We start from the raw sequence: 24459 nt of genomic DNA on the forward strand, positions 1-24459 counted from the left end.
GTCTCCGGCGGCGTCAAGAACCCGTAAAATATTAGGTAAGGCAATGAAGTTCTGTGGCGGCCGGGGGGACATGTCGGCCGATACCTCATGAAAGGGTTCAGGCCCCTGACTATCCATCAGCTGAACGAGCTCATGCTGCTCGGTTCCGTCGTGCTGCTCGTCGCCGTCGCCGCGGTCCGGATCTCCTCGCGCTCCGGCCTCCCCAGCCTCCTCGTCTACCTGGGCATCGGCGTCGCGATGGGCTCCGACGGCCTCGGGATCGACTTCAGCGACCCCGAACTCACCCAGGTCCTGGGGTACGCGGCGCTGGTCGTGATCCTCGCCGAGGGCGGCCTCGGCACCCCCTGGAAAGACATCAAGCCGGTGCTGCGGGTGGGCGCCGCGCTCTCCACCGTCGGCGTCGCGGTCAGCGTCGGCATCACCGCCGCCGGGGCGCACTACCTGGTCGGCCTGGACTGGCGGCAATCACTGATCATCGGCGCGGTGGTCTCCTCCACGGACGCGGCCGCCGTCTTCTCCGTACTGCGCCGGGTGCCGCTGCCGTCCCGGCTGACCGGCGCGCTGGAGGCGGAGTCCGGCTTCAACGACGCTCCGGTCGTCATCCTGGTCGTCGCCTTCGCCACGGCCGGGCCGATCGACGCCTGGTACCTCCTGGTCGGGAAGATCGCGCTGGAGCTGGCCATCGGCGCGGCCATCGGGCTCGCGGTGGGCTGGCTCGGCGCGCAGGCGCTGCGCCGCGTGGCCCTGCCGGCCTCCGGCCTCTACCCCATCGCCGTCCTGGCCATCGCCGTCAGCGCCTACGCCGCGGGGGCGCTCGCGCACGGCAGCGGCTTCCTCGCCGTGTACCTCGCCTCGCTGGTGCTGGGCAACGCGCGGCTGCCGCACTCCCCCGCGACCCGGGGGTTCGCCGACGGCCTGGGCTGGCTGGCGCAGATCGGCATGTTCATCCTGCTCGGCCTGCTGGTCACCCCGCACGAACTGCTGGCCGACCTGTGGCCCGCGGTGGTCGTGGGGCTGGTGCTCACCCTGGTGGCGCGGCCGGTGTCGGTGCTGGTGACCTGCCTGCCGTTCCGGATGCCGTGGCGGGACCAGGCGCTGCTCTCCTGGGCGGGGCTGCGCGGGGCGGTGCCGATCGTGTTCGCCACCATCCCCATGGTGGCCGGCGTCCCGGGCAGCCAGCGGCTGTTCAACATCGTCTTCCTGCTGGTCATCGTCTACACGCTGGTCCAGGGGCCGACGCTGCCCTGGGTCGCCCGGATGCTGCGGATCAGGGACACCGAGGCGGCGGCGGACCTCGGGATCGAGTCGGCTCCCCTCGAACGGCTCCGCGGCCATCTGCTGTCGACCACCGTGGCCGAGAACTCCCGGCTGCACGGTGTGGAGGTCGCCGAACTGCGGCTGCCGCAGGGCGCGGCGGTCACTCTGGTGGTCCGGGACGGCGCGAGCTTCGTCCCGACCCCGGCGACGATGCTGCGCCGCGGGGACGAACTGCTGGTCATCGCCACCGACCCGGTACGGGACACGGCGGAGAAGCGGCTTCGCGCCGTCGCCCGGGGCGGCAAGCTGGCCGGGTGGCTGGGGACGGGATGAGCGGCTGAGCGGCTGAGCGGCTGAGCGGGGTGCCACCGGGAGCGGGCGGGGTGCGCGGGCGGGGGGTGCGTGACGGGCGCGGGGCGCCGGGCGGTGGGAGCTCGCCCGGTGGGTGGCGGCGGGCGCCGCCGCACGCTCCAAGGGCGCCCCCGCCCGGGCGGGGGCGCCGCCTGCCGGCGCACGCCGTGGGCCCGTCCCCTTCCGGCATCCGTCCCGGTCACCCCGCGCCCGCCCCGTACCCGCCGCGCGGGCACGGGATGGCCGGGGCCGCGCAGTCGGGCACGGGACGGCCGGGGCCTAGTAGGATGACCCGGCAATCGAAACCCACCCTGCCTGACGCAAGGCTGGCGCGACCGCTCGGCGGCCGCGGTCCCCCGGTGTCCCGGTCCTCGGGGTGGGGACCCGGTATCTACCCCGGTCCAGCGCGAGAGGACAGCCTTCGGCGCGGCCGCACGGCGACCGGCACGACCGGCACGACCCAGCCGTGACGCGCTACCAGGCGGCAGAAAGGCACGGCCGTGGCGACCACGGTCTCCCCGCCGCCGGACACCGGGCGATCCCGGTACGGCCGGCTGCTCCGCACCCCCGGGGCGTGGACGTTCCTGGTACCCGGCTTCGCGGCGCGGCTTCCCTTCGCGATGCTGACGCTCGCCATCGTGCTCCTGGTGCGGGACACCACCGGCTCCTACGGCAGCGCGGGCGCGGTGGCGGCGGCCACGGGCATCTCCATGGCGCTGTTCGCGCCGTTGGGCGGCCGGCTCGCGGACCGCTTCGGGCAGTCCGCGGTGCTGGTCCCGGGCGTCCTGCTGCACGCCACCGCCATCGCCCTGCTGACCTCGCTGGCGCTGCTGGGCGCGCCGCTGTGGGCGCTGTTCGCGGCCGCCGTCCCGGCCGGTGCCTCGGTACCCCAGGTCTCGCCGATGGTCCGCTCCCGCTGGGCCGCGGTGCTGGGCACCGGCACGGTGGAGGACGGCGCAGGGGCGCGAGAGGACGGCGCGGGCGCGCGGGCCGGGCACCCGGAGCGCTCGCCGCTGCTCGCGACGGCCGCCGCGTTCGAGTCGGTGACCGACGAGTTCACCTTCGTGGTCGGGCCGGTCCTGGCGACGGCCCTGTGCACCGGGATCCATCCCGCCGCCGGACTGCTGGCCGAGGGCGCGCTGACCCTGGTGGGCGGCCTGCTGTTCGCCGCGCAGCGGGGCACCCAGCCGCCGGTGGCGCGCGCGGCGGAGGGCGCACGCGCCGGGGCGCACCCGAACGGCACCGGGCGGGACGCCTCCGGCCGGGACGGCGTCCCGCGGGACGAGCTCCCGCGGGGCGAGCTCACGCGGGACGACGGCGGCGCGCAGGCCGGCCCCGCGGCGGGCGCCGGGTCCGGGGCCACCGGGCGCCCGTCCCCGGAGAGTCGCGCGCGGGAAAAGCGGGCGTCCGCGCTGTCGGCGCCCGGCGTGCGGGTTCTCGCCGTGCTCTTCCTCGGCATCGGGTCCGTCTTCGGCGGGATGCAGGTCTCACTGACGGCCTTCACCCAGGAGATCGGCCGGCCGGAGCTGAACGGCGCGCTCTACGGCGTCTTCGCGGGCGGCAACATGCTCGCGGCCGCCGTGTTCGGGGCCGTCGCCTGGCGCCGCCCGGCGCAGTGGCGGCTGCTCGTGGCGTACGGGGTGCTCGCGCTGGCGGCGTCTCCGTTGTGGGCCGCGGATTCACCGGGGACGCTGGGGGCGCTCGGCCTGATCGTCGGGTTGTGTGTCGCCCCGGCCATGATCACGGGCTTCACCCTGGTGGAGTCGCTGGCCCCCGCCCGGGCCCGTACGGAGGCGTTCACCTGGCTGGCCGGGGCGATAGCACTGGGGCAGGCGCTCGCGGTGACGGCGTCCGGGCAGCTCGCCGACGGCTTCGGCGCGAGCGCCGGTTTCACGGTGCCGCTGGCCGGTACCGGGCTCGCCCTGCTGATCGCGCTGGCGCTGCGGAAACGGCTCGTGCCGGGCCGCGCCGCGCGGCCGGCGACGGGTGGGGTGGATCACCGTCGGACCGCCGCAGTGGACTGAGAGCCCCGGAATGCTGCACTATGGAGCGTCGTTAGCACTCAACGAGTGAGAGTGCCAGGAGGAGTACGTGCCGACCTACCAGTACCAGTGCACCGATTGCGGCGAGGGCCTCGAAGCGGTGCAGAAGTTCACCGACGAGGCGCTCACCGAGTGCCCCGCTTGCAAGGGGCGCCTGCGCAAGGTGTTCTCCGCGGTCGGTGTCGTCTTCAAGGGCTCCGGGTTCTACCGGACCGACAGCCGCAGCTCGTCCTCCGGAGGCTCGTCCGCCTCCTCGGGGGCATCGGGCGCGTCCAAGGCGAAGAGCGACAACTCGGGGAGTTCCGGCGGGTCCTCCGGCTCGGACTCCGGCTCCGCGGGGTCGTCCGGCTCGACCGGCTCCTCCGCCTCGTCGTCCTCCTCGTCCTCGTCCTCGTCGTCCAGCACCTCGTCCGGCTCGTCGGCGGCCTGACCTGCCGCGCGAACGCACGCCGGACGGCCGCTCGGATGCGGTCCGGAACACCTGAACATCGACCGCGGCCCCCGCTCCGGCGGGGGCCGCGGTGGTTGGGGCCGTTTGGTGGTGAGTCCGGGCGCGGACGGCCCCGTCGAGCGCGGGGCGCGCACCGCCTCGCGCCCGGCAGGAACGCGATCCGGCCCGCGGCCCCTCAGGCCGCTGCGGCCGGACGGTCCCACCCACAGCGCCCTCCACGGCGCTGGTGCCCTGCGGCCGGAGGGTCCTCGCAGCTGATCACCGCGCCCCTGTCCCGGGGCCTCCGGGAGCCCGGGTGACGCGCACCGTCCGCCGCACCGCACCGGGCGCGCGAGCTTCCCGGCAGACCCGCCCGGCCTCCCCCGGCGACCGCATTAGGGTGAGCGGCATGGCCGAGAGCAGCAGCATTTCCTCGAACGGAACCGGTTCCCCGGCGGACACAGCCGAGGTGGCGGACGCCGCCCACGCGGCGGGAACGGGCACCCTCGCCGACCCCCTGGCCGACATCGGTGTCATAGGCGGGTCCGGTTTCTACTCCTTCCTCGACGACGTGACCGAGGTCACCGTCGAGACGCCCTACGGAAGTCCCAGCGACTCCCTGTTCGTCGGCGAGATCGCCGGCCGGAAGGTCGCCTTCCTTCCCCGGCACGGCCGGGGGCACCACCTTCCGCCGGCCCGGATCAACTACCGGGCGAATCTCTGGGCCCTGCGCTCGGTGGGCGTGCGCCAGGTTCTGGCACCCTGCGCGGTCGGCGGGCTGCGCGAGGAGTACGGACCGGGCACCCTCCTCGTCCCGGACCAGCTCGTGGACCGGACCAAGTCCCGCGTACAGACGTACTACGACGGCGAGGCGCTGGCCGACGGCTCGGTGCCCCAGGTCGTCCACATGTCCTTCGCCGACCCCTACTGCCCGGCTGGCCGGCGGACGGCCGTGACGGCGGCGCGGGGGCAGAACTGGGAGCCCGTCGACGGCGGCACGCTCGTGGTGATCGAGGGTCCGCGCTTCTCGACCCGCGCGGAGTCCCGCTGGCATGCCGCGCAAGGGTGGTCGATCGTCGGCATGACGGGGCACCCGGAGGCGGTGCTCGCCCGTGAACTGGCGCTCTGCTACACGTCGATCGCCCTGGTGACGGACCTGGACGCGGGGGCCGAGACGGGCGAGGGAGTCTCCCACGAGGAGGTGCTGCGGGTCTTCGCGGAGAACATCGGGCGACTGCGGCCGGTGTTGTTCGACGCGGTCGCCGCCCTGCCGGAGACGGGGAAGCGGGACTGCCTGTGCGCCTCGGCGCTGGACGGGATGGACACCGGGATCACGCTGCCCTGACAGGGGGCGTGGGCACGGGCCCGGGTGGTCACCGGATCGGGTGGGCACAGGCCCGGGTGGTCACCGGACCAGGTGGTCACGGGCCCGGGGCTCCGCCGGCCGACGGCTCCTGGGCTGCCAGGGCTCCCGGGTTTCGGGTCTCCGCGTCTCCGGCAGCGCGAGGGGCCGGGGTCCGGGCCGGCGCGCTCATGGGTCCGGGGTTCCTCCGGTTGACCTGCCAAGGGGATCCGCGCTCCCGGGCACCCGGGGTTCCGGCGTCTCGGAACAGCGGGGTCCCGGGCCGACGCCCATGGGTCCGGGGCCCTGGTTCCAGCGTTCCTGGGGCTACTTGGTGCCCGGGGCTTGGTGCCAGGCTCCTGGTCCATGGCCCGGAGTCCCGGGGCCCCGGGGCCGGCCGAGCAGCGTCCACGTCACTGTGGACAACTCCTGTGGGTGGCGGAGTTGTCCACAACCCGCGGGTTGTCCACAGGCGCGGACGGCGCGACGGAAATCCCGGCATCGTGAGGGCCGCATCGCGACCAGCCCTCTTCGAGCAGGTGATGACCCATGTCCACGCACCCCTCCACTCCGCCCACACCAGCGGTGCCGCCCATGCGGCCCACACCGCCCAGGCAGCCGGGGTGGGCCTGGCAACCGGCGCCGGACAGGCCCGGACTCCCGGGAACGTCCGCGCCGGGTGTGCCTGCCGCGCTCACGGAGCGCGGCGCCCCTTCCGGTCCCGTCACCTTTCCCGGGGCCTTCTCCGCGTCGGTTCGCGTCACGCCACCGGCCACCGGTTCACCCGACCCGGCGTACGGGGCACCGCCGTCGCCGGGGGCCGCCCGTCCGCCCGGGACCGCGGCGCCGCCCGGTGGCGCGGGTCCGCGCGGCGCGGGAGCCGCGCACGCCGTCCCGGCTCCGTCCGGACCACCCGCCGCTTCCGGGTACGGCGCCGGCGACGTACCCGGAAGCGAGGCCGGGGCCGGGTGCGGCGGTGGGATCGGGTACGGCGGTGGGATCGGGTACGGCGGTGGGATCGGGTACGGCGGTGGGTTCGGGTACGGCGGTGGGTTCGGGTACGGCGATGAGGCCAGGCACGGCGGAGGGGCCGGCCCCTCCGCGGCCCCCGGAGGTATCGGCACCAACGGGCATCCGCAGCCGGGCCGCTCCGCGTTCGCGGGTCCGCCGCCGGGCCCGGCGGCGCGCGGCGGCCCCCGCCCGCCCGGCACGGGGTGCGCGGCGCCGGCGCAGCCGCCCGAGCCCCACCCGCCCACGCTCCGCCCACCCGCTTCCCGGCAGTCGACTTCCCCGCACCCCCGGCAGTCCCCGCCCCGGGGCTCCACCTCCCGTCCCTACGGTGCCGACGGCATCCCCGTGGGGCCCCCGCGTCCGGTGCTCCCGGCCCGGGAGGTGCCGCAGTTCGCTCCGTTGAGACCGGGCGGCGGCCCGCGGCGGCTGCGGGATACGGTTCGGCGCGGGCGGTCGGCCGCCCTGACGCTGGCGGCGGCCGTCGCGGTGTCGGTGTCCGTTCTCGACGCGCTGGCGGGGCGATGAGCCGCGCGCCGGGCATCTCACGGGCGCCGGGCCCCGGGTTGCCACCGCCCGTACCGGGAACGCAGAGTTCCGACGCAACGATGGGAGAGGGGCTCCGTGAGCGCGGACCAGCAGGAGCAGAAGGAGAGCGTATGGGAGGGCTTCAAAGCCTTCCTCATGCGGGGGAACGTCATCGACCTGGCGGTCGCGGTGGTCATCGGCACCGCGTTCACCAACGTGGTCAACTCGGTGGTGAAGGGGCTCATCAACCCGGTGGTGGGCGCGTTCGGGACCAAGGATCTCGACCACTACCGGTCCTGCCTGAACGGTCCCTGCGAGACCAATCAGGCGGGCGAGGTGGTCAAGGGAATCCCGATCATGTGGGGATCGGTGCTGAGCGCCACCCTCAGCTTCCTGATCACGGCGGCGGTCGTCTACTTCCTCATGGTGCTGCCGATGGCGCGCTTCCTCGCCCGCAAGGCGGCCCGGCAGAAGCTGGCGGAGGAGAAGCAGGTCGAGGTCGAGGCGGCGGAGATCGTGCTGCTGCGGGAGATCCGGGACGAGCTGATCGCTCAGCGGGGCGGCGCGAACCCGCCACCCCCGGCAGCACGCTCCTGATCGTCCGGGTCCACGCAGCCGCCGGCCTGCTGTTCCGGCATGCGGTGGCCCGCCGGTCGCGGTGGACGGCGCATGGGCTCGCCCTCACCGTGGTCCGTGCGGCGTGCGGGCTCACCGCCGCCGTGGCCAGGCCGGGGCACGGGCCCGGCGGGGAGGGGCCGCCGCGGCCCTCAGAGGTGGTGCGGCGGCTTCTCGTCGAGGAACCGTGCGAGGTCCGCGGCGCCGTCACCGCCGCGCGCCCGTTCGCCCCAGCCGGTGTCGCCGTCGTCGGCGGAGCGCTCGGCGAGCGGGTCGTCGAAGGTCAGGCGGGCGGCCGGGTCGCGGGGCGCGGGGCCCGGGGCGGGGGTGCTCATCCGTCCAGGGTACGGCCGCCCGGGCCGGTGCGGGCCCGGCCCGGGCACGGCCTGCCGGCGCCCTCCGCCGCGCCCCGCTCCTCGCGACGGGGCGCCTCCCCGGCCACCACCGGCTCAGCCGGCGGTGGCTCCGGCGGGTTCCCGTTCCGAAGCCGTGGTGTCTCCGGCGGCCTCGGGCCGCGGACCGGCCTCGGCCGCCCGGTTACGGATCTCCTTGAGGAGCACGACCAGGCCGGCGGTCACGGCCGTTCCGGCGGCGATCGCCACCAGGTACAGCAGCGGGCCGCTGATCAGCGGGACCACGAACACCCCGCCGTGCGGGGCCCGCAGGGTCGAGCCGAAGGCCATCGACAGGGCGCCGGTGACCGCGCCGCCCGCCATGGCGGAGGGGATCACCCGCAGCGGGTCGGCGGCGGCGAAGGGAATCGCGCCCTCGGTGATGAACGAGGCGCCCAGCACCCAGGCTGCCTTGCCGTTCTCCCGTTCGGCGGCGGTGAACAGCCGGGCCCGGACGGCGGTGGCCAGCGCCATGGCCAGCGGGGGCACCATGCCGGCGGCCATCACGGCGGCCATGACCTTCAGCGATCCGCTGGTGGGATCGGCCAGCCCGCCGACCGCGAAGGTGTAGGCGACCTTGTTGAGCGGTCCGCCGAGGTCGAAGCACATCATCAGACCGAGCACGGCACCGAGGATGAGGGCGTTGGAGCCGGAGAGGCCGCTGAGCCAGCTGGTCAGCCCGCGCTGGATCGCCGCAACGGGCTCGCCGACCACGACGTACATGAGGAAGCCGACGACCACCGAGCCGACCAGGGGGATCACCAGCACCGGCATGATGCCGCGCAGGGTCGTGGGCACCTTGACCCGCTGGATCGCCCGCACCACCGCTCCGGCGATGAGACCGGCCACCAGGCCGCCCAGGAATCCGGCCTCGATGGTCACGGCCACGGAACCGCCGACGAACCCCGGCACCAACCCGGGCCTGTCGGCCATGCCATAGGCGATGTATCCCGCCAGCACGGGGATGAGGAAGGCGAAGGCGGCCCCTCCGACCTGGTTGAACAGCGCTGCCCAGCTCGCCACCTCGGTCCAGGCGAAGTGCTCGGCGACGGGCTTCGCCTCGGTGATCTCGTAGCCGCCGAGCGCGAAGGAGAGCGCGATGAGCAGCCCGCCCGCGGCGACGAACGGCACCATGTAGCTCACACCGCTCATCAGGTACCGGCGCAGCCGGGAGCCGAAGCCCTCCTCCTGGTTTCCCGCGGGGCTTTCGGACGGGTCCGTACCGGGGCGGGCGGCGGCGGTGGTCTCCCCGCGTTCGGCCTTGGCGCGTACCTCGGCGATCAGCGCGGCGGGCCGGTTGATCGCGGCCTTCACCCCGGTGTCGACGGTCGGCTTACCCGCGAAGCGCTCCTTCTCCCGCACCTCCACATCGTGCGCGAGGATCACCGCGTCGGCCGCGGCGATCACTTCCGGGTCGAGCCGGGTGAAGCCGCCGGAGCCCTGGGTCTCCGCCACGAGTTCGGCGCCGGCCTCGCGCGCCGCCTGCTCCAGGGCCTCGGCCGCCATGTAGGTGTGGGCGATCCCCGTGGGACAGGAGGTGACCGCGACGATACGGAAGGGGGCGCCGGAGGCGCCCTCCCCGGAAATACCGGCGGCGGCCTCCGCCGGGGCGGGGTTCAGCGGGAGTTCCTCCGCGGGAGCGTCCGGCGCGGCGCCGCCCGCTTCTTCCGGTCGGCCGCCCTGGGCCTGGGCAGCCGTGGCGGACCCGGCCGTCCCGGTCACGCCGGCCGCCGGCCCGGTGCCGCCCGCGGCGGTGGCCTGCCCCGTCTCCGCCGGTGCCGGCGGTTCGCCGGCGATCAGCGCGGCGGCCTCGGCGGGGTCCGTGCTCTCCCGGAGGGCCCGGGTGAAGGACTCGTCCATCAGGCGCCGGGCCAGGGCGGAGAGGACCGCGAGGTGATCGGTGTCGCCTCCGGCCGGCGCGGCGATGAGGAAGACCAGGTCGGCGGGTCCGTCGGCCGCGCCGAAGTCGATGCCGCGTTCGGCACGGCCGAACGCGAGTGTCGGCGCGGTGACATGGGCGGACCGGCAGTGCGGTATGCCGATGCCGCCCTCCAGACCGGTCGGCATCTGCGCCTCGCGCGCGGCCACGTCGGCGAGGAAGCCGTCGAGGTCGGTGACGCGGCCCGCGGCGGCCATCCGTTCGGCCAGCGACCGGGCGGCCTCGTCCTTCGTGTCGGCGGACAGGCCGAGATCGACCAGATCCGCGGTGATCAGCTCGCTCATCTCGTGCTCCGTTGCTCGTGCACCGCCGCTGGGGCGGCCGGGGGTGCGGGGACAGATCAGGGGGTCGCGGGTTCGGTCAGGAGCCGGTCCAGGGGTGGATCGGCCGTGACCGTGACGGCCGACGGTTCGAGGTCGGCCGGGGTCGGCATGGCGCTGCCCGGCAGCTGGACCGCCGCCGCGCCGTGGGCGAGGGCGGCGGCGAGCGCGGCGGACCCGTGGCCTCCGGCGCCGAGGAAGCCGGCGAGGGAGGCGTCGCCCGCGCCCACGTTGGAGCGGACGGCGGTGACCTGGGCGGTGCCGTGGCGGACGCCACCGTCGTCGACGAGCACCTGTCCGTCGGCGCCGAGGCTGGCGAGCACGGCGTGCGCGCCGCTGTCCCGCAGTTCGCAGGCCGCCTTCACCACGTCGCCGAGGGTCAGCAGCCGGCGGCCGACGGCCTCCGCCAGCTCGGCCGCGTTCGGCTTGACGACGTCGGGCCGGGCGGGCAGGGCCGCGGTGAGGGCCGGTCCGGAGGTGTCGAGAGCGATCCGGGCGCCGGCCCGGTGGGCCCGCTCGACGAGTTCGGCGTACCAGCGCAGGGGCAGGCCGCGCGGGAGACTGCCGCAGCAGGCGACCCACGAGGCGTCGGCGGCGTGGCCGCGGGCCGTCTCCAGCAGGGCCTCGGCCTCGTCCCCGGAGAGTTCCGGGCCCGCCGCGTTGATCTTCGTCAGGGTCCCGTCCGGCTCGACGACCGAGATGTTGGAGCGGGTGTGGCCGAGGACGGGGACACCGGCCACGGGGATCCCCTCGCCGCCGAGGAGGTCGGCGATCACGGCGCCGGCGGGACCGCCGAGTGGCATGACGGCGACGGTCCGGTGCCCCGCCGCGGCGACGGCGCGGGACACGTTGACGCCCTTGCCACCGGGGTCCATCCGGTCACCGGTGGCGCGCAGCACGGCTCCGCGGTCGAGTGCGGGCACCTCGTACGTACGGTCGAGGCTGGGGTTGGGGGTGACGGTGAGGATCACGGACGACCCGCCTCCTCCGAGGTCCGGGCGGTCATCCCGGCCCGGGCGGCCGAACGGGGAGCGGCAGGAACCGGAGAGGGAGCCGGCCCGCGCGAGCCCTCCGCGGCGGGCCTCCCCCGCAGCCCGCGCGTGGTCGCCACGGGAACGCGGGCGCGGCGGACGCGGAGACCGGAACACGCCGCCGCGGAGCGCGCCCGGGGCCGGGAGGGGGAGACGGGACGGGAATCGCGGTTCATACGCGGAGCACCTCCGTGCCGTCGCGCTCGATGGCGGCGGCGGTGGCCGGATCGAGTCCGGTGTCCGTGATCAGCAGGTCGGCGTCGGCGAGATCACCGAAGCGGGCGAAGTGCTCCTGTCCCGCCTTGGCGGAGTCGGCGAGCAGCACCACGCGCCGGGCGGCCTTGACCGCCGCGCGTTTGACCGCGGCCTCGGCGAGATCGGGCGTGGTGAGACCACCGGCGGCGGAGAAGCCGTTGGTGGCCAGGAAAAGGACGTCGGCCCGCAGTTCGCCGTACCCGCGCAGCGCCCAGGCGTCGACAGCGGCGCGAGTGCGGTGCCGTACCCGCCCGCCGACCAGGTGGAGGGCGATCCCGGGGTGGTCCGCCAGGCGGGCGGCGATCGGCAGCGCGTGAGTGACCACGGTGAGGGTGGACTCCGCGGGGATGGCGGCGGCGAGACGGTCGGCGGTGGTCCCGGCGTCGATGATCACGCTGCCCCCGCCGGGCAGTTCGGTGAGGGCGGCGCGTGCGATGCGCTCCTTCTCGTCGGCGGCGACGGTGTCGCGCTCGGCGAGTCCGGGTTCGAAGTCCAGCCGGCCCGCCGGGATCGCTCCGCCGTGCACCCGGCGGAGGAGGCCGGCCCGGTCCAGAGCCTTGAGGTCCCGCCGTACGGTCTCGGCGGTCACCTGGAACTCCTCGGCCAGGGAGACGACCTCCACCCGCCCGCTCTCGCGGGCGAGACGCAGGATCTCCTGCTGACGCTCCGGTGCGTACATGGGGGTTTACATCCGTTCGATGTCCGATCGTGTGGCCTTACCCGCAGAGTACGACCACGCGAGGGGGAAGTAAACACGTTCGGGCAGAAACGGGCACAGACGGGCCTTGGGGGGCTTCGAGACCCCGGATCCGGGGTCCGCATCCCCGGCGGACGCGGACCGGAGATGCCCGACGGGCCGGGCGCACCTTTCGCGCGGGCGCGGACCCGGTTCCTTTCCTCCCCCTCGGCAGCACCCGGCGGCGGATGGGCACCGCTCCGCGCGGCCCCACCGGCGACCACACCCCAGGGCCGTCCCACCCCGCATCCGGGGACGCGACCCGCCGGCACACCCGGCCCACCTGGCACACACGGCACAGTCGGCACACCCGATCCGCGAGGGTCCGCACCAGGGCCCTGGCCCCACCCCTTCACGGGGCGCCGGAGGGAACCGGCGCCGGCTACCCGGCCGCCTGCCGGAGCACGGGGCCCGGAACCCCGGCCGCCCGCCGGAGAGCGCGACGGCCCCGGGTACGGGCACAGGCCCCGAACCGAACGCCCACCGCGCACCGAGCCCCGGTCGCCGGTGAGGCGCCGGGGCTCGGTGCGCGGTACGGAACGGGCGGCGGCAGCGGTCTCGCGAACCGCCGGGGCCGGCGCGGGGTCACGCGGCCGCGTCGAAGCCGGTGTCCCGGGCCATCTTCTTCAGTTCCAGCAGGGCGTGCTTCTCGATCTGCCGGATCCGCTCCCGGGTCAGGCCGTGCTGCCGGCCGACCTCGGTGAGCGTGCGCTCCTTGCCGTCCTCGATGCCGTACCGCATCTTGATGATCGAGGCGGTGCGGTCGTCGAGCTTGCCGATCAGGTCGTCCAGCCCTTCGCGGCGCAGCATGATCATCACGGACTGTTCGGGGGACGCCGAGGACGTGTCCTCCAGCAGGTCGCCGAACTGGGTCTCGCCCTCGTCGTCGACCGACATGTTGAGGCTCACCGGGTCGCGCGCCCAGTCCAGCACATCGGTCACGCGCTCCGGCTTGCTGCCCAGCTCCGCCGCGATCTCGGCGTGCTCCGGGTCGCGGCCGTGTTCGCGGTTGAACTCGCGCTGCACCCGCCGTATCCGGCCCAGCTCCTCGACCAGGTGGACGGGGAGCCGTATGGTCCGGGACTGGTCCGCGATGGAACGGGTGATGGCCTGCCGGATCCACCAGGTGGCATAGGTGGAGAACTTGAAGCCCTTGGTGTAGTCGAACTTCTCCACGGCGCGCACCAGGCCGGCGTTCCCCTCCTGGATCAGGTCGAGGAGAGGGAGCCCGCTCCGCGGATAGCGGCGTGCCACGGCCACGACGAGACGGAGGTTGGAGCGGATGAAGACATCCTTGGCGCGCTCCCCGTCAGCGGCGAGCGTCTCCAGTTCCTCACGGGTCGCCCCGGCGGCGTTGACCTCGGTCGCGGCGTCGCCCCCCACCACACCGGCGTCGGCGTCGGCGTCGAGGATCTGCCGGGCGTAGACGCCGGCCTCGATGGCCTGGGACAGCTCGACCTCCTTGGCGGCGTCGAGCAGGGGTGTGCGAGCGATCTCGTCGAGGTACATGCCGACCAGGTCGCGATCGGCGATCTCGCCCGCGGCGCGAACACTGTTGACCCGGTCATCGGCGCCGGAGGCGGCGGGCTGACGACGGGCGACGGCACGGGTTGCCATGCATGCTCCCTTACGTTGAGTAGGTCGCGATCTTCGGCGGACGTACACCCATGCGGGTGCCCGTTCCGATGGGAACAACGACTGGAAACCGGACAGAATTCCCATGCCGACCGGCGGATCAACCGATCTTGCAGTACCCTGGCCCGCCACACGCCCTGGGGGCATCGGTGAATCGGCACACAGAGATACAGGTCAGAGCAGGTGGCGAGGCGGACCTCCCGGCGCTCACGGAGCTCTACAACCACTACGTCCGTGAGACCCCCATCACGTTCGACACGGCCCCCTTCGTCCCCGAGGAGCGCCGCCCCTGGCTGCTCTCCCACCCGGAGGACGGCCCGCATCCCCTTCTGGTTGCCATCGGCCGCGAACCCGGCGGCGTCTGCGGTCCGGGCGGTCCCGGCGGCCCCCGCTCCCCCGGCTCCCCGGAAGGCCGGCTGCTGGGCTACGCCACCGGCAGCCCGTTCCGCCCGAAACCGGCGTACGCGACCTCGGTCGAGGTGACGGTCTACTGCGCTCCCGAGGCCATGGGGCTCGGAGTGGGAACGCGTCTCTACACCGCGTTGTTCCGCGTCCTGGAACGGCACGACCTCCGCCGGGCCTACGCGGGGATCGTGGTGCCGAACGCGGCCTCCGTGGCGTTGCACGAGCGCTTCGGCTTCCGGCGGATCGGCGTGTTCCACGAGGCGGGGCGGAAGTTCGGGCGCTACTGGGACGTCGCCTGGTACGAGAAGCGGCTCGGCGCCGGCACGGCCCCCGTGGGCCCGCCGCCCGCCCCCGGCGAGGCCCCGCCCGGGGAAGGGCAGTGAGGCGGATCACCTCGGAGGGTCGTGTCGGGTCGTGGATCACGTCGGCGGGTCGGGATGGCGGCCGCCGCCCGGGCCGCCGCCCGTCACCCGCGGCCGCCCCACCCGCGCGCCGCACCCGCAGCCGGGCTGCCGCGCGCCGGCCCGGAACGGCCTCCGGCGACAGGGGGCCGGGCCGGGCTCCCCCCCTCTGCCGCGCACACGGCAGGGGCCCCGCTCCCCCCGAAGCGAGGCCCCTGCCTCCGCCGGCCCTCCGTCCGCCGCGCACGGGCAGGGACGGTCAGAGGGCCGGGCACCGGCTCACCGTCCGGTCGTCGGGACGGCTCGCCGGACGGCGGTCAGGCCGCTCGGTGGACGGCCGTCAGGACCGCTCAGTGGGCGAGGACGGGGACGGGCGCGGCCTGGCCCTCGTCGCCCTCCGGCCCTCCCCGGCCCGTCGAGCCGTCCTGGGCCCTCGCACCGTCCTGCCCGGTCGTCGTTCCCCGGCCGTCCGCACCGTCATGGCCAGCCGCACCGTCACGGTCGTCACCGGTGGTGCCACCGGAGCCGCCCCTGCCGGTGCCCGCCACCACCGTCGCCCCCTGGCGCCGCGCGTTGACCAGCACGGCGGCCACCGCGGCGGCCAGCAGCAGGATGGTGAACGCCCACCAGATCGCCGTCGTGAAGCCGTGCACCATCGCCTGGAGGCGCAGCGTCTCCGCCGCCGCCCGGGCGGCACCCGTACCGCCGGTGGCCGCGCCGGCCGCGTGCGCGGTGACGTAGGCCGTGGTGGCGCCCGCCGCGACGGTGTTCAGCAGTGCGGTGCCGATCGCCCCGCCGACCTGCTGCGAGGTGTTGACCATCGCGGAGGCCACTCCGGCGTCGCGCGGCTCCACCCCGTAGGTGGCCAGGCTCATACCGGGCATGAAGGCGCTGCCCATGCCGAGGCCCATCAGCACCAGTCCGGGAAGGATCACCGTGGTGTACGGCGTGTCCACGTCGATACGGGTCAGGATCAGCAGACCCAGCGCGGCGACCAGGAAACCCGGGGCCATCAGCAGCCGCGGCCGGACGCGGGTCATCAGCCGCGCGCCGATCTGCGTGGAACCGGTGATCATGCCGGCCACCATCGGCAGGAATGCCAGTCCGGTCATGACGGGGCTGTAGTCCTTCACGACCTGGAGGTAGTAGGTCAGGAAGAGGAACAGCCCGAACATCCCGATCACGGCGAGACCGAGCGAGAGATAGACCCCGCCCCGGTTGCGGTCCAGCACCACCCGCAGCGGCAGCAGCGGATGCCGCACCCCGGCCTCGACGGCGACGAAGGCGACGAGGAGCAGGCCGGCCGCGGCGAACAGGCCGACGGTGAATCCGTCGCTCCAGCCGTGGGACTCGGCGCGGGAGAAGGCGTAGACGAGGGAGACCAGCCCGGTCGTCGCCAGCAGCACCCCGGGGACGTCGAGCCGGGAACGATTGCGCGCCCCCGCGGGCTCCCGGATCACCAGCAGCGCGCCGGCGGCGGCCACCACGGCGAAGGGGATGTTGACGTAGAACGTCCAGCGCCAGTTCAGGTACTCGGTGAGCAGCCCGCCGAGGATCAGCCCGATGGCACCGCCGCCCCCCGCGATGGCGCCGAACACACCGAACGCCTTCGCCCGCTCCCGCGCGTCCGTGAACATCACCGCCAGCAGGGAGAGCGCCGCCGGGGCGAGCAGTGCCCCGAACACCCCTTGCAGCGCGCGGGCTCCGAGCAGCACGGCGGTCGACGAGGCTGCTCCGCCGAGCGCGGAGGCGAGGGCGAAACCGCCGAGGCCGGTGAGGAAGGCGCGCCGCCGCCCCCAGAGGTCCGCGATCCGGCCGCCGGCGAGCAGGAGCCCACCGAAGGCCAGGGCGTAGGCGGTGATGACCCACTGCCGGTTGCCGTCGGTGATGCCGAGGTCGGTCTGGGCGGAGGGGAGGGCGATGTTCACGATGGTCGCGTCGAGCACCACCATCAACTGGGCGAGGGCGATGAAGGCCAGCGCTTTCCAGCGCTGGGGATCGGGCCGGGTCTCGATGGTCGGCATGACGGTTTCCCCCTGTGGGATCGGTGGTTCGGTACGGCCGGCCGTTACGGCGGTCGGCGGCAGGAAAGAAGACGGGGAGGCGCAGGGACGAAGAGGCGGGAGAACGGGAGGGCGGACGGGCGGAGGGCCACAGCGACGGGCGGCCGGGACGTGCAGCCGGGTATCGCCGGCGCCCTGGTTGGTCCCGGTGGGAACGGGTCCGACCGCGGCCTCGTGCCGTTACCGGCCGGGCCGGGCCGGTGGGAACGTCACGGCATCGGGTACGGCGCGTTGTTGACGTGGTCCAGCGAACGGCGGGGCAGCCGGCCCGTCCGGGCGGGGCGTCCCGCCGGCCGGTCGTACGCCGGTGCGGGCCGGGCCCGGGGTGAAGTCGGGCGGCGCAGTCAGGTTCGTTGGCGCAGGTCCTCCCAGGTGGCCGCGGAGCCGGGGAGCTCGGAGCGGGCGGGGGCCTGGAGGCCGTCCAGGAAGAGCCGCAGGTGCCGGTGGACGAACCGGTCGAACTCGGCGCACCCGGTACTGGGCAGCGGACGGGTGAGCTGTGTGACGGCCACCAGCAGGTCGCCTGTTTCGACGTCGTCCCGGAGGCGCCCGGAGGCGCGCGCACGCTCCATCAGCGCCTCGACCGCCCGCCCGAGCCGCTCGCGCGCCACGGTGTTCTCGTCGCTCCCGTCGTTCCGGGCGTCGTTCTGGGTGTCGTTCCGGGTGTCGTTTTGGCCGTCCTTCGCGCCGTTGCTCTCGGCGTGGTTCCGGCCCGCGCCGGCGAGCAGCGGGCACAGCGCGCCGATCCGCTCGGCGACGGCCGCGTGGACGAAGCGGCACAGCGCCTCGAAACCGTCCGGTTCCTCCGCGAGCGCCGTCTCGGCGGCGGTGATGATCCGCTCCGTGACATGGAGGGTGACCCGGCGGATGAGGTCGTCGCGGTCGGAGAAGTGCCGGTAGAGCGTCGCGTTGCCGACTCCCGCCCGGCGTGCGACCTCGTCCAGCGGGATCTCGGCTCCGTGCTCCACGAACAGTTCCCGGGCGGCCGCCACGATCCGCTCGCGGTTGCGCAGGGCGTCGGCCCGCAGGCGGGGCTCCTCCTTGCGCGTCGGCGCGGTGGCGGGGGTCCGCACGGTTCTCTCCTCTCAGCAGGTCCCACAGCTCTGTAGCTCCCACAGCTCGGCAGGTCCACAGCTCGGCAGGTTCACGGGGACCGGGCCGGGCCACTGTCACGTAACCCGGGGGCCAACCGGGGAACATCTCCCCGGTTCGTGTCCCACACAGTCGAACAGGAGCCCGCCCCGGACCATTTCCCGTCGCGACGTGACGCCCGCCACATCGCGGTGTGTGTGCGCGGGAGGAGCGCAGCGACCGGCGGCCCGCGGAAACCCCGGCCGACCCCGGCCACCCCCGATCGGAGCACCGTTTCCCCACGATCGGCCGCCTACCGCGCGCGCCTCTTCGGTCACTCGGCGCACAGTGGTCACACCCAGGAACGGACGGGACGACGTCCGGGGCCGTCCGTACACCCGTACGCCCACGGCCCCCAGGGCCGCTGCCCCCGAGGGCACCCGGTCCCGTTCGTCCCGGCCCCGCCCGAACCGCCTCGACCGGCGGCGCACCGACCACGAAGGCGACCGCATGCGGCAGCACGTCACCCGCCCGGACCTCACCGGCCGGCACCGCACCGGCGGGCACCCCGGCTCCCGGCGCACCAGGCAGGCGCGGAGCGCCCGCACGCGCACCCCACCCCGGCCGTCCCCGGGCCCGCTCCGGTCCCGGTCCCCCCGGCTGCCCCGCCTCTCGGCTGCCGTCCTCGCGCTGACGTCCATATCCATATCCCTGGCCGGGGCGCCGGCCGCCGTCCCCGTGGCCCTCCCCGGCCCGGGTGCCGCGTCGCTCGCCCGTCCCGGCGCCACCTGCGGTCCCGGATACTCGGGAGGCGTCCAGCTGTCGGAGGGCGTCCCCACCCCGCCGGGCCACGCACCGAGCACCGGCACGCTCCATGCCCTCACCCTCATGATCGACTTCCCCGACGTACGCGGCGAGGGCAGCGCGCGGGAACGTTTCGCCGAGTTCTTCCCGGCCACCGCCGACTGGTACGCCACCAGCTCCTACGGGGCTCTCGACTACCGCGCCGAGACCCCGGTCAAGGGCTGGCTGCGGATGCCCCGCCCGTTCGCCGAGTACGGCATCACCCGCGGCTCGGGGTACGAATCCGGCTACCGCCGGCTGGTGCGGGACCTCGTACGGGCCGCCGACGCCCGGGTGGACTTCGGCCGGTACGACCTGGTCAACGTGTTGGTGACCCCCAATGCCGGGCCCCCCGCGGCGGACTCCGTCCTGTCGGTGAGCTTCACCGGCATGGAAGGCGTGCAGGACTCCCCGCGCGCCGACGGCATACCCCTGAGCGCCGTCTCGTTCATCTACAGCCGCCAGGACGACGGTTCGCCCGGGGCGGCGGCCAACGCCTACCGCGTACTCCCCCACGAGAACGCCCACGCCCTGGGGCTGCCCGACCTCTACACCGCCGACGGTGGCCACCGGGTCGGCCACTGGGATCTGATGTCGGAGGACTGGGGGCCGGGCAACGACTTCCTCGGCTGGCACAAGCGCAAACTCGGCTGGCTCGACGACGAACGGCACGTGGCGTGCGCGACCGGCAGCGGAAGCAGCGACCACACCCTCCGCCCGCTCGGCGAGCCCCTCCCCGCGGACGGCGGCCGTTCCGGCCCCTGGGACGCCGGCCGGGCCGGGGGCCGCGGGCAGGACGGCAGCACGGAGCGCGTCTCGACCCCGGACGGAACCGGCACGGGCACGGGCACAGGCACGGGCACGGGCACAGGCACAGCCACAGGCACAGGCACAGGCACAGGCACAGGCACAGGCACAGGCACAGGCACGGGCACGGGCACCGAAACAGGCCCCGGTGCCGGCGGCGACACCGGCACCCCGACCGCCCCCACCACCGCCGCCCCCACCGCCGCCGCCGCCGGGGAGATCAGGGACATGGGCGGCCTCCCGGACACCGCCCCCCGGGCCGTCCGAGGCCCCGCTCCCGTCCGCGCTCCCACCCACGCGCCCACCCGCGCGGACGGGGTCACCGGACACCGCCGCCCCGGCCACGACACCTCCGCCGGACCGGACACCCGGCTCGTCTACATACCCGTCACCGACACGGCCGGTTACGCCGCCGAGGTCCGTACCCGCACGGGCAACGACGAAGAAGTCTGCAAACCCGGTGTCCTCGTCTACTGGGTGGACACGCGGGTGTCCACCGGCGACGGCCCGGTCGAGGTCCGGGACAGCACCCCCGGCAGCGGCGGCTGCTCCCGGTCCCCGAACCTCACCGCGGAGCTGACGGACGCGCCCTTCGGCGTGGGCGAGAGCTACCGGGACCCGCGCACGGGCGTCACCGTCCGGGTCACGGGACGGGAGCCGGACGGTACCCACCGGATCCGCGTCACGCGGCCGTGACCGGCGGCGGACGACGCGCCGCCGCTCCCGCCGGCCCGATCATGCGGCGAAGGCGCCCGGTCACCGGCCGGAGCCCTGTCCGCATCCCCTTTCCGCCGTCCCGACCTGCTGCCGTCCCGACCTGCTGCCGTCCCGACCTGCCGCCTCCCGGCCGCCCCGCCGTCCGGCGAGGCCCGTGCCGTCCGGCCTCGGCGCGATCGCGCGCCGGGGCGCGCGGCCGGCGGGTCGTCCACGCGAGCCCGGTCAGGCGGCCGCCCCGCCGGCGTCGTCCTGCCCGTTCGGGGGCGCGGGCTTTCCCCCGGAAGGCGTCCGCCCCCGGGTGCCGCCGCCCTCCACGGGTACGCCCAGCGGCTCGGCCAGCCCGATGACGATCTCGTCCAGCCGCTGGATGTGCCGGGCCACCCGGGCGCCGACCGGGGATCGCGCCGGGTGTTCGATCACCGCGAGCGTGAGGGTGTCGGAGGCCGGCAGCAGCACACCGCCCTCGGCGGGCCGCTCCCCGGGTTCCGCCAGGCTGTCGGTGAGCGTCCGCAGGTTGCGGGAGAGACGTCCGGCGGCGGAGGCCACCCGGGGGTCGGGGCTGATCCGGCTGCCTCCGGTCACCTGTTCGGCGACGGCAGCGAGGCTGCGCACGTGGTAGGCGCCGCCGTCCAGCAGCGCGAGGATGTAACGGGCGGTCTGGCTCCGGGTCCGCAGTGGGCTGATGGGGTGCGTGAGCGGTTTGACGGCGGCGCGCAGGCCGTCCAGCGCGTCGTCCAGTTCCCGGGCGGCCTCCAGCAGATCGGCGCCGGCGACCGGTGCCGAGCCGCCCCGCTCACCGCTGAGGCGGCGTACCGCCTCCTCCGTGACGTCCCGCATCCGTTCCAGGACCGTGCGCAGCAACCCGTCGGTGTGTTCGGAGGTGCGGATCGGCAGCACCAGCAGCGCGGCGATCAGCCCGCAGGCGACGCCGATCAGCGTCTCCTCGACGCGCAGCAGCAGCACGGCGCTGCTGTAGGTGTCGAGGAGGGTGAAGAGCAGGCCGAGCATCGACGTCATGAAGAACGACGTCAGGGTGTGCGAGACGGGCGCCACGTAGAACGCGGCGAAGACGCAGATCAGGATGATGCCGAACGCGAGCCCGGGGCGCCCGCCCGCGAGACCGGCCAGACCGGCGCCGGCGAACACCCCGATGGCCGTGCCCGTGAGCCGCCGGTAGCCCTTGACCAGGATCTCGCCGGTGGAGGCGGTGCCGAGGAAGACCACCCAGCAGGTGAGGACGGCCCAGTACCACCGCTGCGGCGACAGCAGTTCACCGCCGGCGATGGCCAGCGCGGAGCCGACGGTGACCTGGAATGCGGTGCGGGTGCTGGGACGGCGCAGACCGCGGGGTTCGCCGTCGGACGGTTCCTCCGCGTCGGTGCCGGGCGTCGCGCCGTCCTTCCGCGCCGTTTCACCCGCCCGTTCCCTCTCGCCCTTCCGCTTCTCCTTGCCTTTCGGGTCCTTCGGCTCGTCGTTGTTCTTGTTCTTGTTCTTGTCCTTCGGCTTCCGGCCGAAGGACCACGCCTTGCCGGCCCCGAGCGCCCGCCCTCCTCCGTCGCTGCTCCCGTCCGTACCGGGCCGTCCGCGTTCGCCGTCCGTACCGGGCGCCCCGGCATCGGCGCGCGCACCGTCCCGCGCGCCCTCACCCGAGAGGGGGACGGCACGGCCACCGCCCTCGGGCCGTTCACGCTCCGCGCGCCGGGACAGCTCCTCCGTTTCCAGTTCCTCGCGGTACCGGCTGGTCCGGGGGCGGTCGTCCGCGTCACCGTCACCCCGGCCCAGGGCGATCTCCAGTCCCAGAGCGCTGTAGACCAACTCGCCGATGGCGCGCAGCACCTCCTGGTCGGACGCCGGTTCGCGGGCCAGCCGCTCGGTTTCGCAGTAGCCCAGCAGCCGCTCCCGTACGTAGCCGAGCCCGACGGGAGTGCGCTGGAGCAGCCAGTCCCGGCTCACCGCCTGGTACAGCTCACGCAGGCGCGCGGTGACGGACGGGGTGTGCGGCGGACGGTCGTGGTCGAGGAGGACGGCGGCCAGCCGCTCGGCGGAGACCTCCATTCCGGCGACGCGGCGTTCGACGGAGGCGGCCGTCTGCTCGTCCGGGTCGCTGTCCTCCAGCCGGTCCTGGATCATCAGGGCCGCCTCGTGCAGCCGGACGATCCGGCGCCGCAGCCGCCGCTCGGCCCGGTCATCCCGCTCGTCCGGCTCGCCCGGCCCGGAAGCGGAACCGTCCGCACCGGAGCCTGCCGCCGATTCCCCGGCCGGGGGTGGACCGTTCCGCTCCGTGGCGGCCTCCGCACCGCCTCCCGCCACTCCGCCCGAGTCCTGTCCGGGCGCCCCGGCGCGTACCGAGGGGCCGCCCGCCCCCGCCTCGGCCAGTTCGACCATCGCGGAAACGGCCTGCTGGAGCCGGGTGCGGAAGGAGCCGATCAGCAGGTCGAGGGTCCGCTCGGGCGTCACCCGCACCACCCCGAACCGCACGACCGCAGCACAGCCGAAGGCCACCAGCAAGGCCAGCCCCACCTGCGGCAGTTGGGCGAGGTTCACCTGCGCGAACTGCGCGATGAAGAACATCTGGAAGGCGATCATCCCGAGCGCCTTGCCACGCAGCCCGAAGCGCCGGATGTAGACCGCGGCGAAGATCACCGCGATGAACACGGCGTCCGCGAGGACGCGATACGGCGCCAGCGCGGTGCCCGCCGCGACCGACGCCGCCGCCACCGGCAGCCCCAGCGCGAGCGTCACCGCCTGCTCGCGCGGGCGGCGCTCGCCGATCGCGATGGTCGTGACCAGCGCTCCCATCGCGCCCGCGACCTGGACCCGCAGGGGGAGGCCCACGAACGCCAGCGCCCCCAGGGTCAGTCCGACCGACAGGACGGTCCGCAGCCCGGCCATGAGCCGCAACAGCCCCGGGTCCGAGGCCGGAAGCCGCACCGCCCACCGTCGCCCGGCCCCGGCCCCGGCTCCGGCCCGCGGCACGGCGGGACGGCGGGACGGCTCACGCCGCGCGCCCTCTCCGCGCCCGCCGCCGTCAGCGGATGATGCGCTCATGGTGGCGCTTCCCTCCCCGGATCCGCTCTTCCCCACGTTCCACGTCTCACTCCCGCGCCAGTCTCGACCTGCGAAGACCTCGTCACCGTAGCGGGCCCGGCCCGCGCCCCCACCATGGCCGAACCGTGGAACGGGGGTGGGAGGGGAACCTGCGGAACCAAAAGCTCCGCCAACTCGCCCGTGAGAACGGTGAGAAGGGCGAACACCGGCCCGGGGCGAGGAGACGGGGAGCTGCCGCCACATCCCTGTCATCCCGAGCCCCTCTCGCGCCCACCCCTCACACCCGGCCGGGCGCGCCCCGCGATACCTCCCAGCCCGCCCCACCCGGCCCACCACCGGATCGCGTTCAGGCCGCCACCGCCGTCGCAGGCGAGGGACGGACCCGATCAGGACGGTGACACCGGCCGAAGAAATCGCACTGCTCCCCCCTGGACGTACCGACCGCCCGAGGCCGGCCCCGTGACCTGCCCGACCCCGCCCACCGGGGCTCCGGCCGACCCGAGGGCTCCCACCGAACACCGGGGTGTCGGTCGACACCGCGGGCTCCCACCGAACACCGGGGGTTCCGACCGGCACCCCCGACCGCGAACCCCCTTCCGCGCCATCTCCCGGCCGCTCCAGGCCCCTCCTCATCCGCCATTGATCAAGGTGCCCCACCCGCTACACTGACCGGGGGCCGCGACTACGGCCGCACCCCAAGCCCACCAGGATCAGCAGGAACCCCACCGGTCCCCGTTGACCCAATCGCCTCCGTGGGCCTTGCGGATAATTACGAAACCGCAGGCCAGGGGCCCGTCGCAGCGAGGCCTCGAAACGCCCCTGCTTCGAATCGGGAAAGCGTAGGGCCTCCCCGCACGTCAGCTGTGTAGCGCCGCGTGACTGACGCCGACGCCGTAGCCTCGTTGAGGGCCTCCGAACTGAGGGCACTGCAAGTGTGGCCGGACCGCACACCCGGCACCGAGGCTGCGCCGTTCACCCAGGGGTCGCAGCTGACCGGATCGAGGGATGTGGCACAGCTGCTGAATACCGGCCGACCCGTCCCTGTGGGATGGAACGGCCATCGAGCCCCCGCCCATTCGAATGCGGGCGCGCACGCGGCCAGACACCGTCTGCCTCGCACTCACCGCCCTGACCTGAACCATCTACGGAACACAAGCCGATACCCCCCGGCACAGGCGTTCCAGACTGAAAGGCGCACGAAAGCTGGCCCGGCCCATGCGATG

The 24459-nt window shown here is 74.7% G+C and carries 14 protein-coding genes and 1 pseudogene; 7 read left to right on the forward strand and 8 right to left on the reverse strand.

Annotated features, from left to right (window positions below; translation table 11 throughout):
- The first annotated feature begins 87 nt into the window (after window positions 1-87).
- The 5 genes from HCK00_RS04480 to HCK00_RS04500 all read left to right on the forward strand — a co-directional run bounded on the left by HCK00_RS04480 (window position 88) and on the right by HCK00_RS04500 (window position 7555).
- Window positions 88-1590 (forward strand): potassium/proton antiporter, encoded by a 1503-nt coding sequence (locus HCK00_RS04480; protein WP_168100441.1) that lies wholly within the window; start codon window positions 88-90, stop codon window positions 1588-1590.
- Window positions 1591-2108: 518 nt separating this feature from the next.
- Window positions 2109-3632: an MFS transporter gene (locus HCK00_RS04485; protein WP_168100442.1), complete on the forward strand. Its 1524-nt coding sequence runs from the start codon at window positions 2109-2111 to the stop codon at window positions 3630-3632.
- Window positions 3633-3699: 67 nt separating this feature from the next.
- Window positions 3700-4080 carry an FmdB family zinc ribbon protein gene (locus tag HCK00_RS04490; protein WP_168100443.1) on the forward strand — a complete coding sequence of 127 codons (381 nt, stop codon included), beginning with the start codon at window positions 3700-3702 and terminating at the stop codon, window positions 4078-4080.
- 409 nt (window positions 4081-4489) lie between these two features.
- Window positions 4490-5425 (forward strand): S-methyl-5'-thioadenosine phosphorylase, encoded by a 936-nt coding sequence (locus HCK00_RS04495; protein ID WP_168100444.1) that lies wholly within the window; start codon window positions 4490-4492, stop codon window positions 5423-5425.
- A 1689-nt stretch (window positions 5426-7114) separates the two neighbouring features.
- Window positions 7115-7555 (forward strand): large conductance mechanosensitive channel protein MscL, encoded by a 441-nt coding sequence (locus HCK00_RS04500; RefSeq protein WP_206319965.1) that lies wholly within the window; start codon window positions 7115-7117, stop codon window positions 7553-7555.
- A 170-nt stretch (window positions 7556-7725) separates the two neighbouring features.
- On the opposite strand, the gene HCK00_RS04505 is transcribed toward HCK00_RS04500, so the two are convergent.
- The 5 genes from HCK00_RS04505 to HCK00_RS04525 form a co-directional block, all read right to left on the reverse strand.
- Complete coding sequence (locus HCK00_RS04505) at window positions 7726-7908, reverse strand: hypothetical protein (protein ID WP_168100446.1); 183 nt, start codon at window positions 7906-7908, stop codon at window positions 7726-7728.
- Between the two features lie 114 nt (window positions 7909-8022).
- Window positions 8023-10188, reverse strand: a complete 2166-nt coding sequence (locus tag HCK00_RS04510; RefSeq protein WP_168100447.1) for a PTS fructose transporter subunit IIABC — start codon at window positions 10186-10188, stop codon at window positions 8023-8025.
- A gap of 56 nt (window positions 10189-10244) precedes the next feature.
- On the reverse strand, window positions 10245-11195 hold the full coding sequence (gene pfkB, locus HCK00_RS04515; protein ID WP_168100448.1) for a 1-phosphofructokinase: 951 nt from the start codon (window positions 11193-11195) through the stop codon (window positions 10245-10247).
- A 232-nt stretch (window positions 11196-11427) separates the two neighbouring features.
- Window positions 11428-12189: a DeoR/GlpR family DNA-binding transcription regulator gene (locus tag HCK00_RS04520; protein WP_168100449.1), complete on the reverse strand. Its 762-nt coding sequence runs from the start codon at window positions 12187-12189 to the stop codon at window positions 11428-11430.
- 642 nt (window positions 12190-12831) lie between these two features.
- Complete coding sequence (locus tag HCK00_RS04525; RefSeq protein WP_168100450.1) at window positions 12832-13863, reverse strand: sigma-70 family RNA polymerase sigma factor; 1032 nt, start codon at window positions 13861-13863, stop codon at window positions 12832-12834.
- A gap of 167 nt (window positions 13864-14030) precedes the next feature.
- Here HCK00_RS04525 and HCK00_RS04530 point away from each other — a divergent pair, with 167 nt between their 5' ends.
- Window positions 14031-14669 carry a GNAT family N-acetyltransferase gene (locus tag HCK00_RS04530; RefSeq protein ID WP_311765145.1) on the forward strand — a complete coding sequence of 213 codons (639 nt, stop codon included), beginning with the start codon at window positions 14031-14033 and terminating at the stop codon, window positions 14667-14669.
- A 368-nt stretch (window positions 14670-15037) separates the two neighbouring features.
- On the opposite strand, the gene HCK00_RS04535 is transcribed toward HCK00_RS04530, so the two are convergent.
- Complete coding sequence (locus tag HCK00_RS04535; protein ID WP_168100452.1) at window positions 15038-16711, reverse strand: MFS transporter; 1674 nt, start codon at window positions 16709-16711, stop codon at window positions 15038-15040.
- 383 nt (window positions 16712-17094) lie between these two features.
- Entirely contained in the window at window positions 17095-17823 is a 729-nt protein-coding gene (locus tag HCK00_RS04540) for a TetR/AcrR family transcriptional regulator (RefSeq protein ID WP_168100453.1), read from the reverse strand.
- A 658-nt stretch (window positions 17824-18481) separates the two neighbouring features.
- On the opposite strand from HCK00_RS04540, the pseudogene HCK00_RS28795 reads away from it, so the two are divergent.
- Window positions 18482-19387 (forward strand): annotated as a pseudogene (locus HCK00_RS28795) (M6 family metalloprotease domain-containing protein); the annotation flags it as partial.
- 1023 nt (window positions 19388-20410) lie between these two features.
- Here the strand turns inward: HCK00_RS28795 and HCK00_RS04550 are convergent.
- On the reverse strand, window positions 20411-23236 hold the full coding sequence (locus HCK00_RS04550; protein ID WP_240965259.1) for an FUSC family protein: 2826 nt from the start codon (window positions 23234-23236) through the stop codon (window positions 20411-20413).
- Window positions 23237-24459 lie beyond the last annotated feature (1223 nt).

Origin of the sequence: Streptomyces zingiberis, assembly GCF_012034935.1 — a bacterium.
GTDB classification, from domain to species: Bacteria; Actinomycetota; Actinomycetes; order Streptomycetales; family Streptomycetaceae; genus Streptomyces; species Streptomyces zingiberis.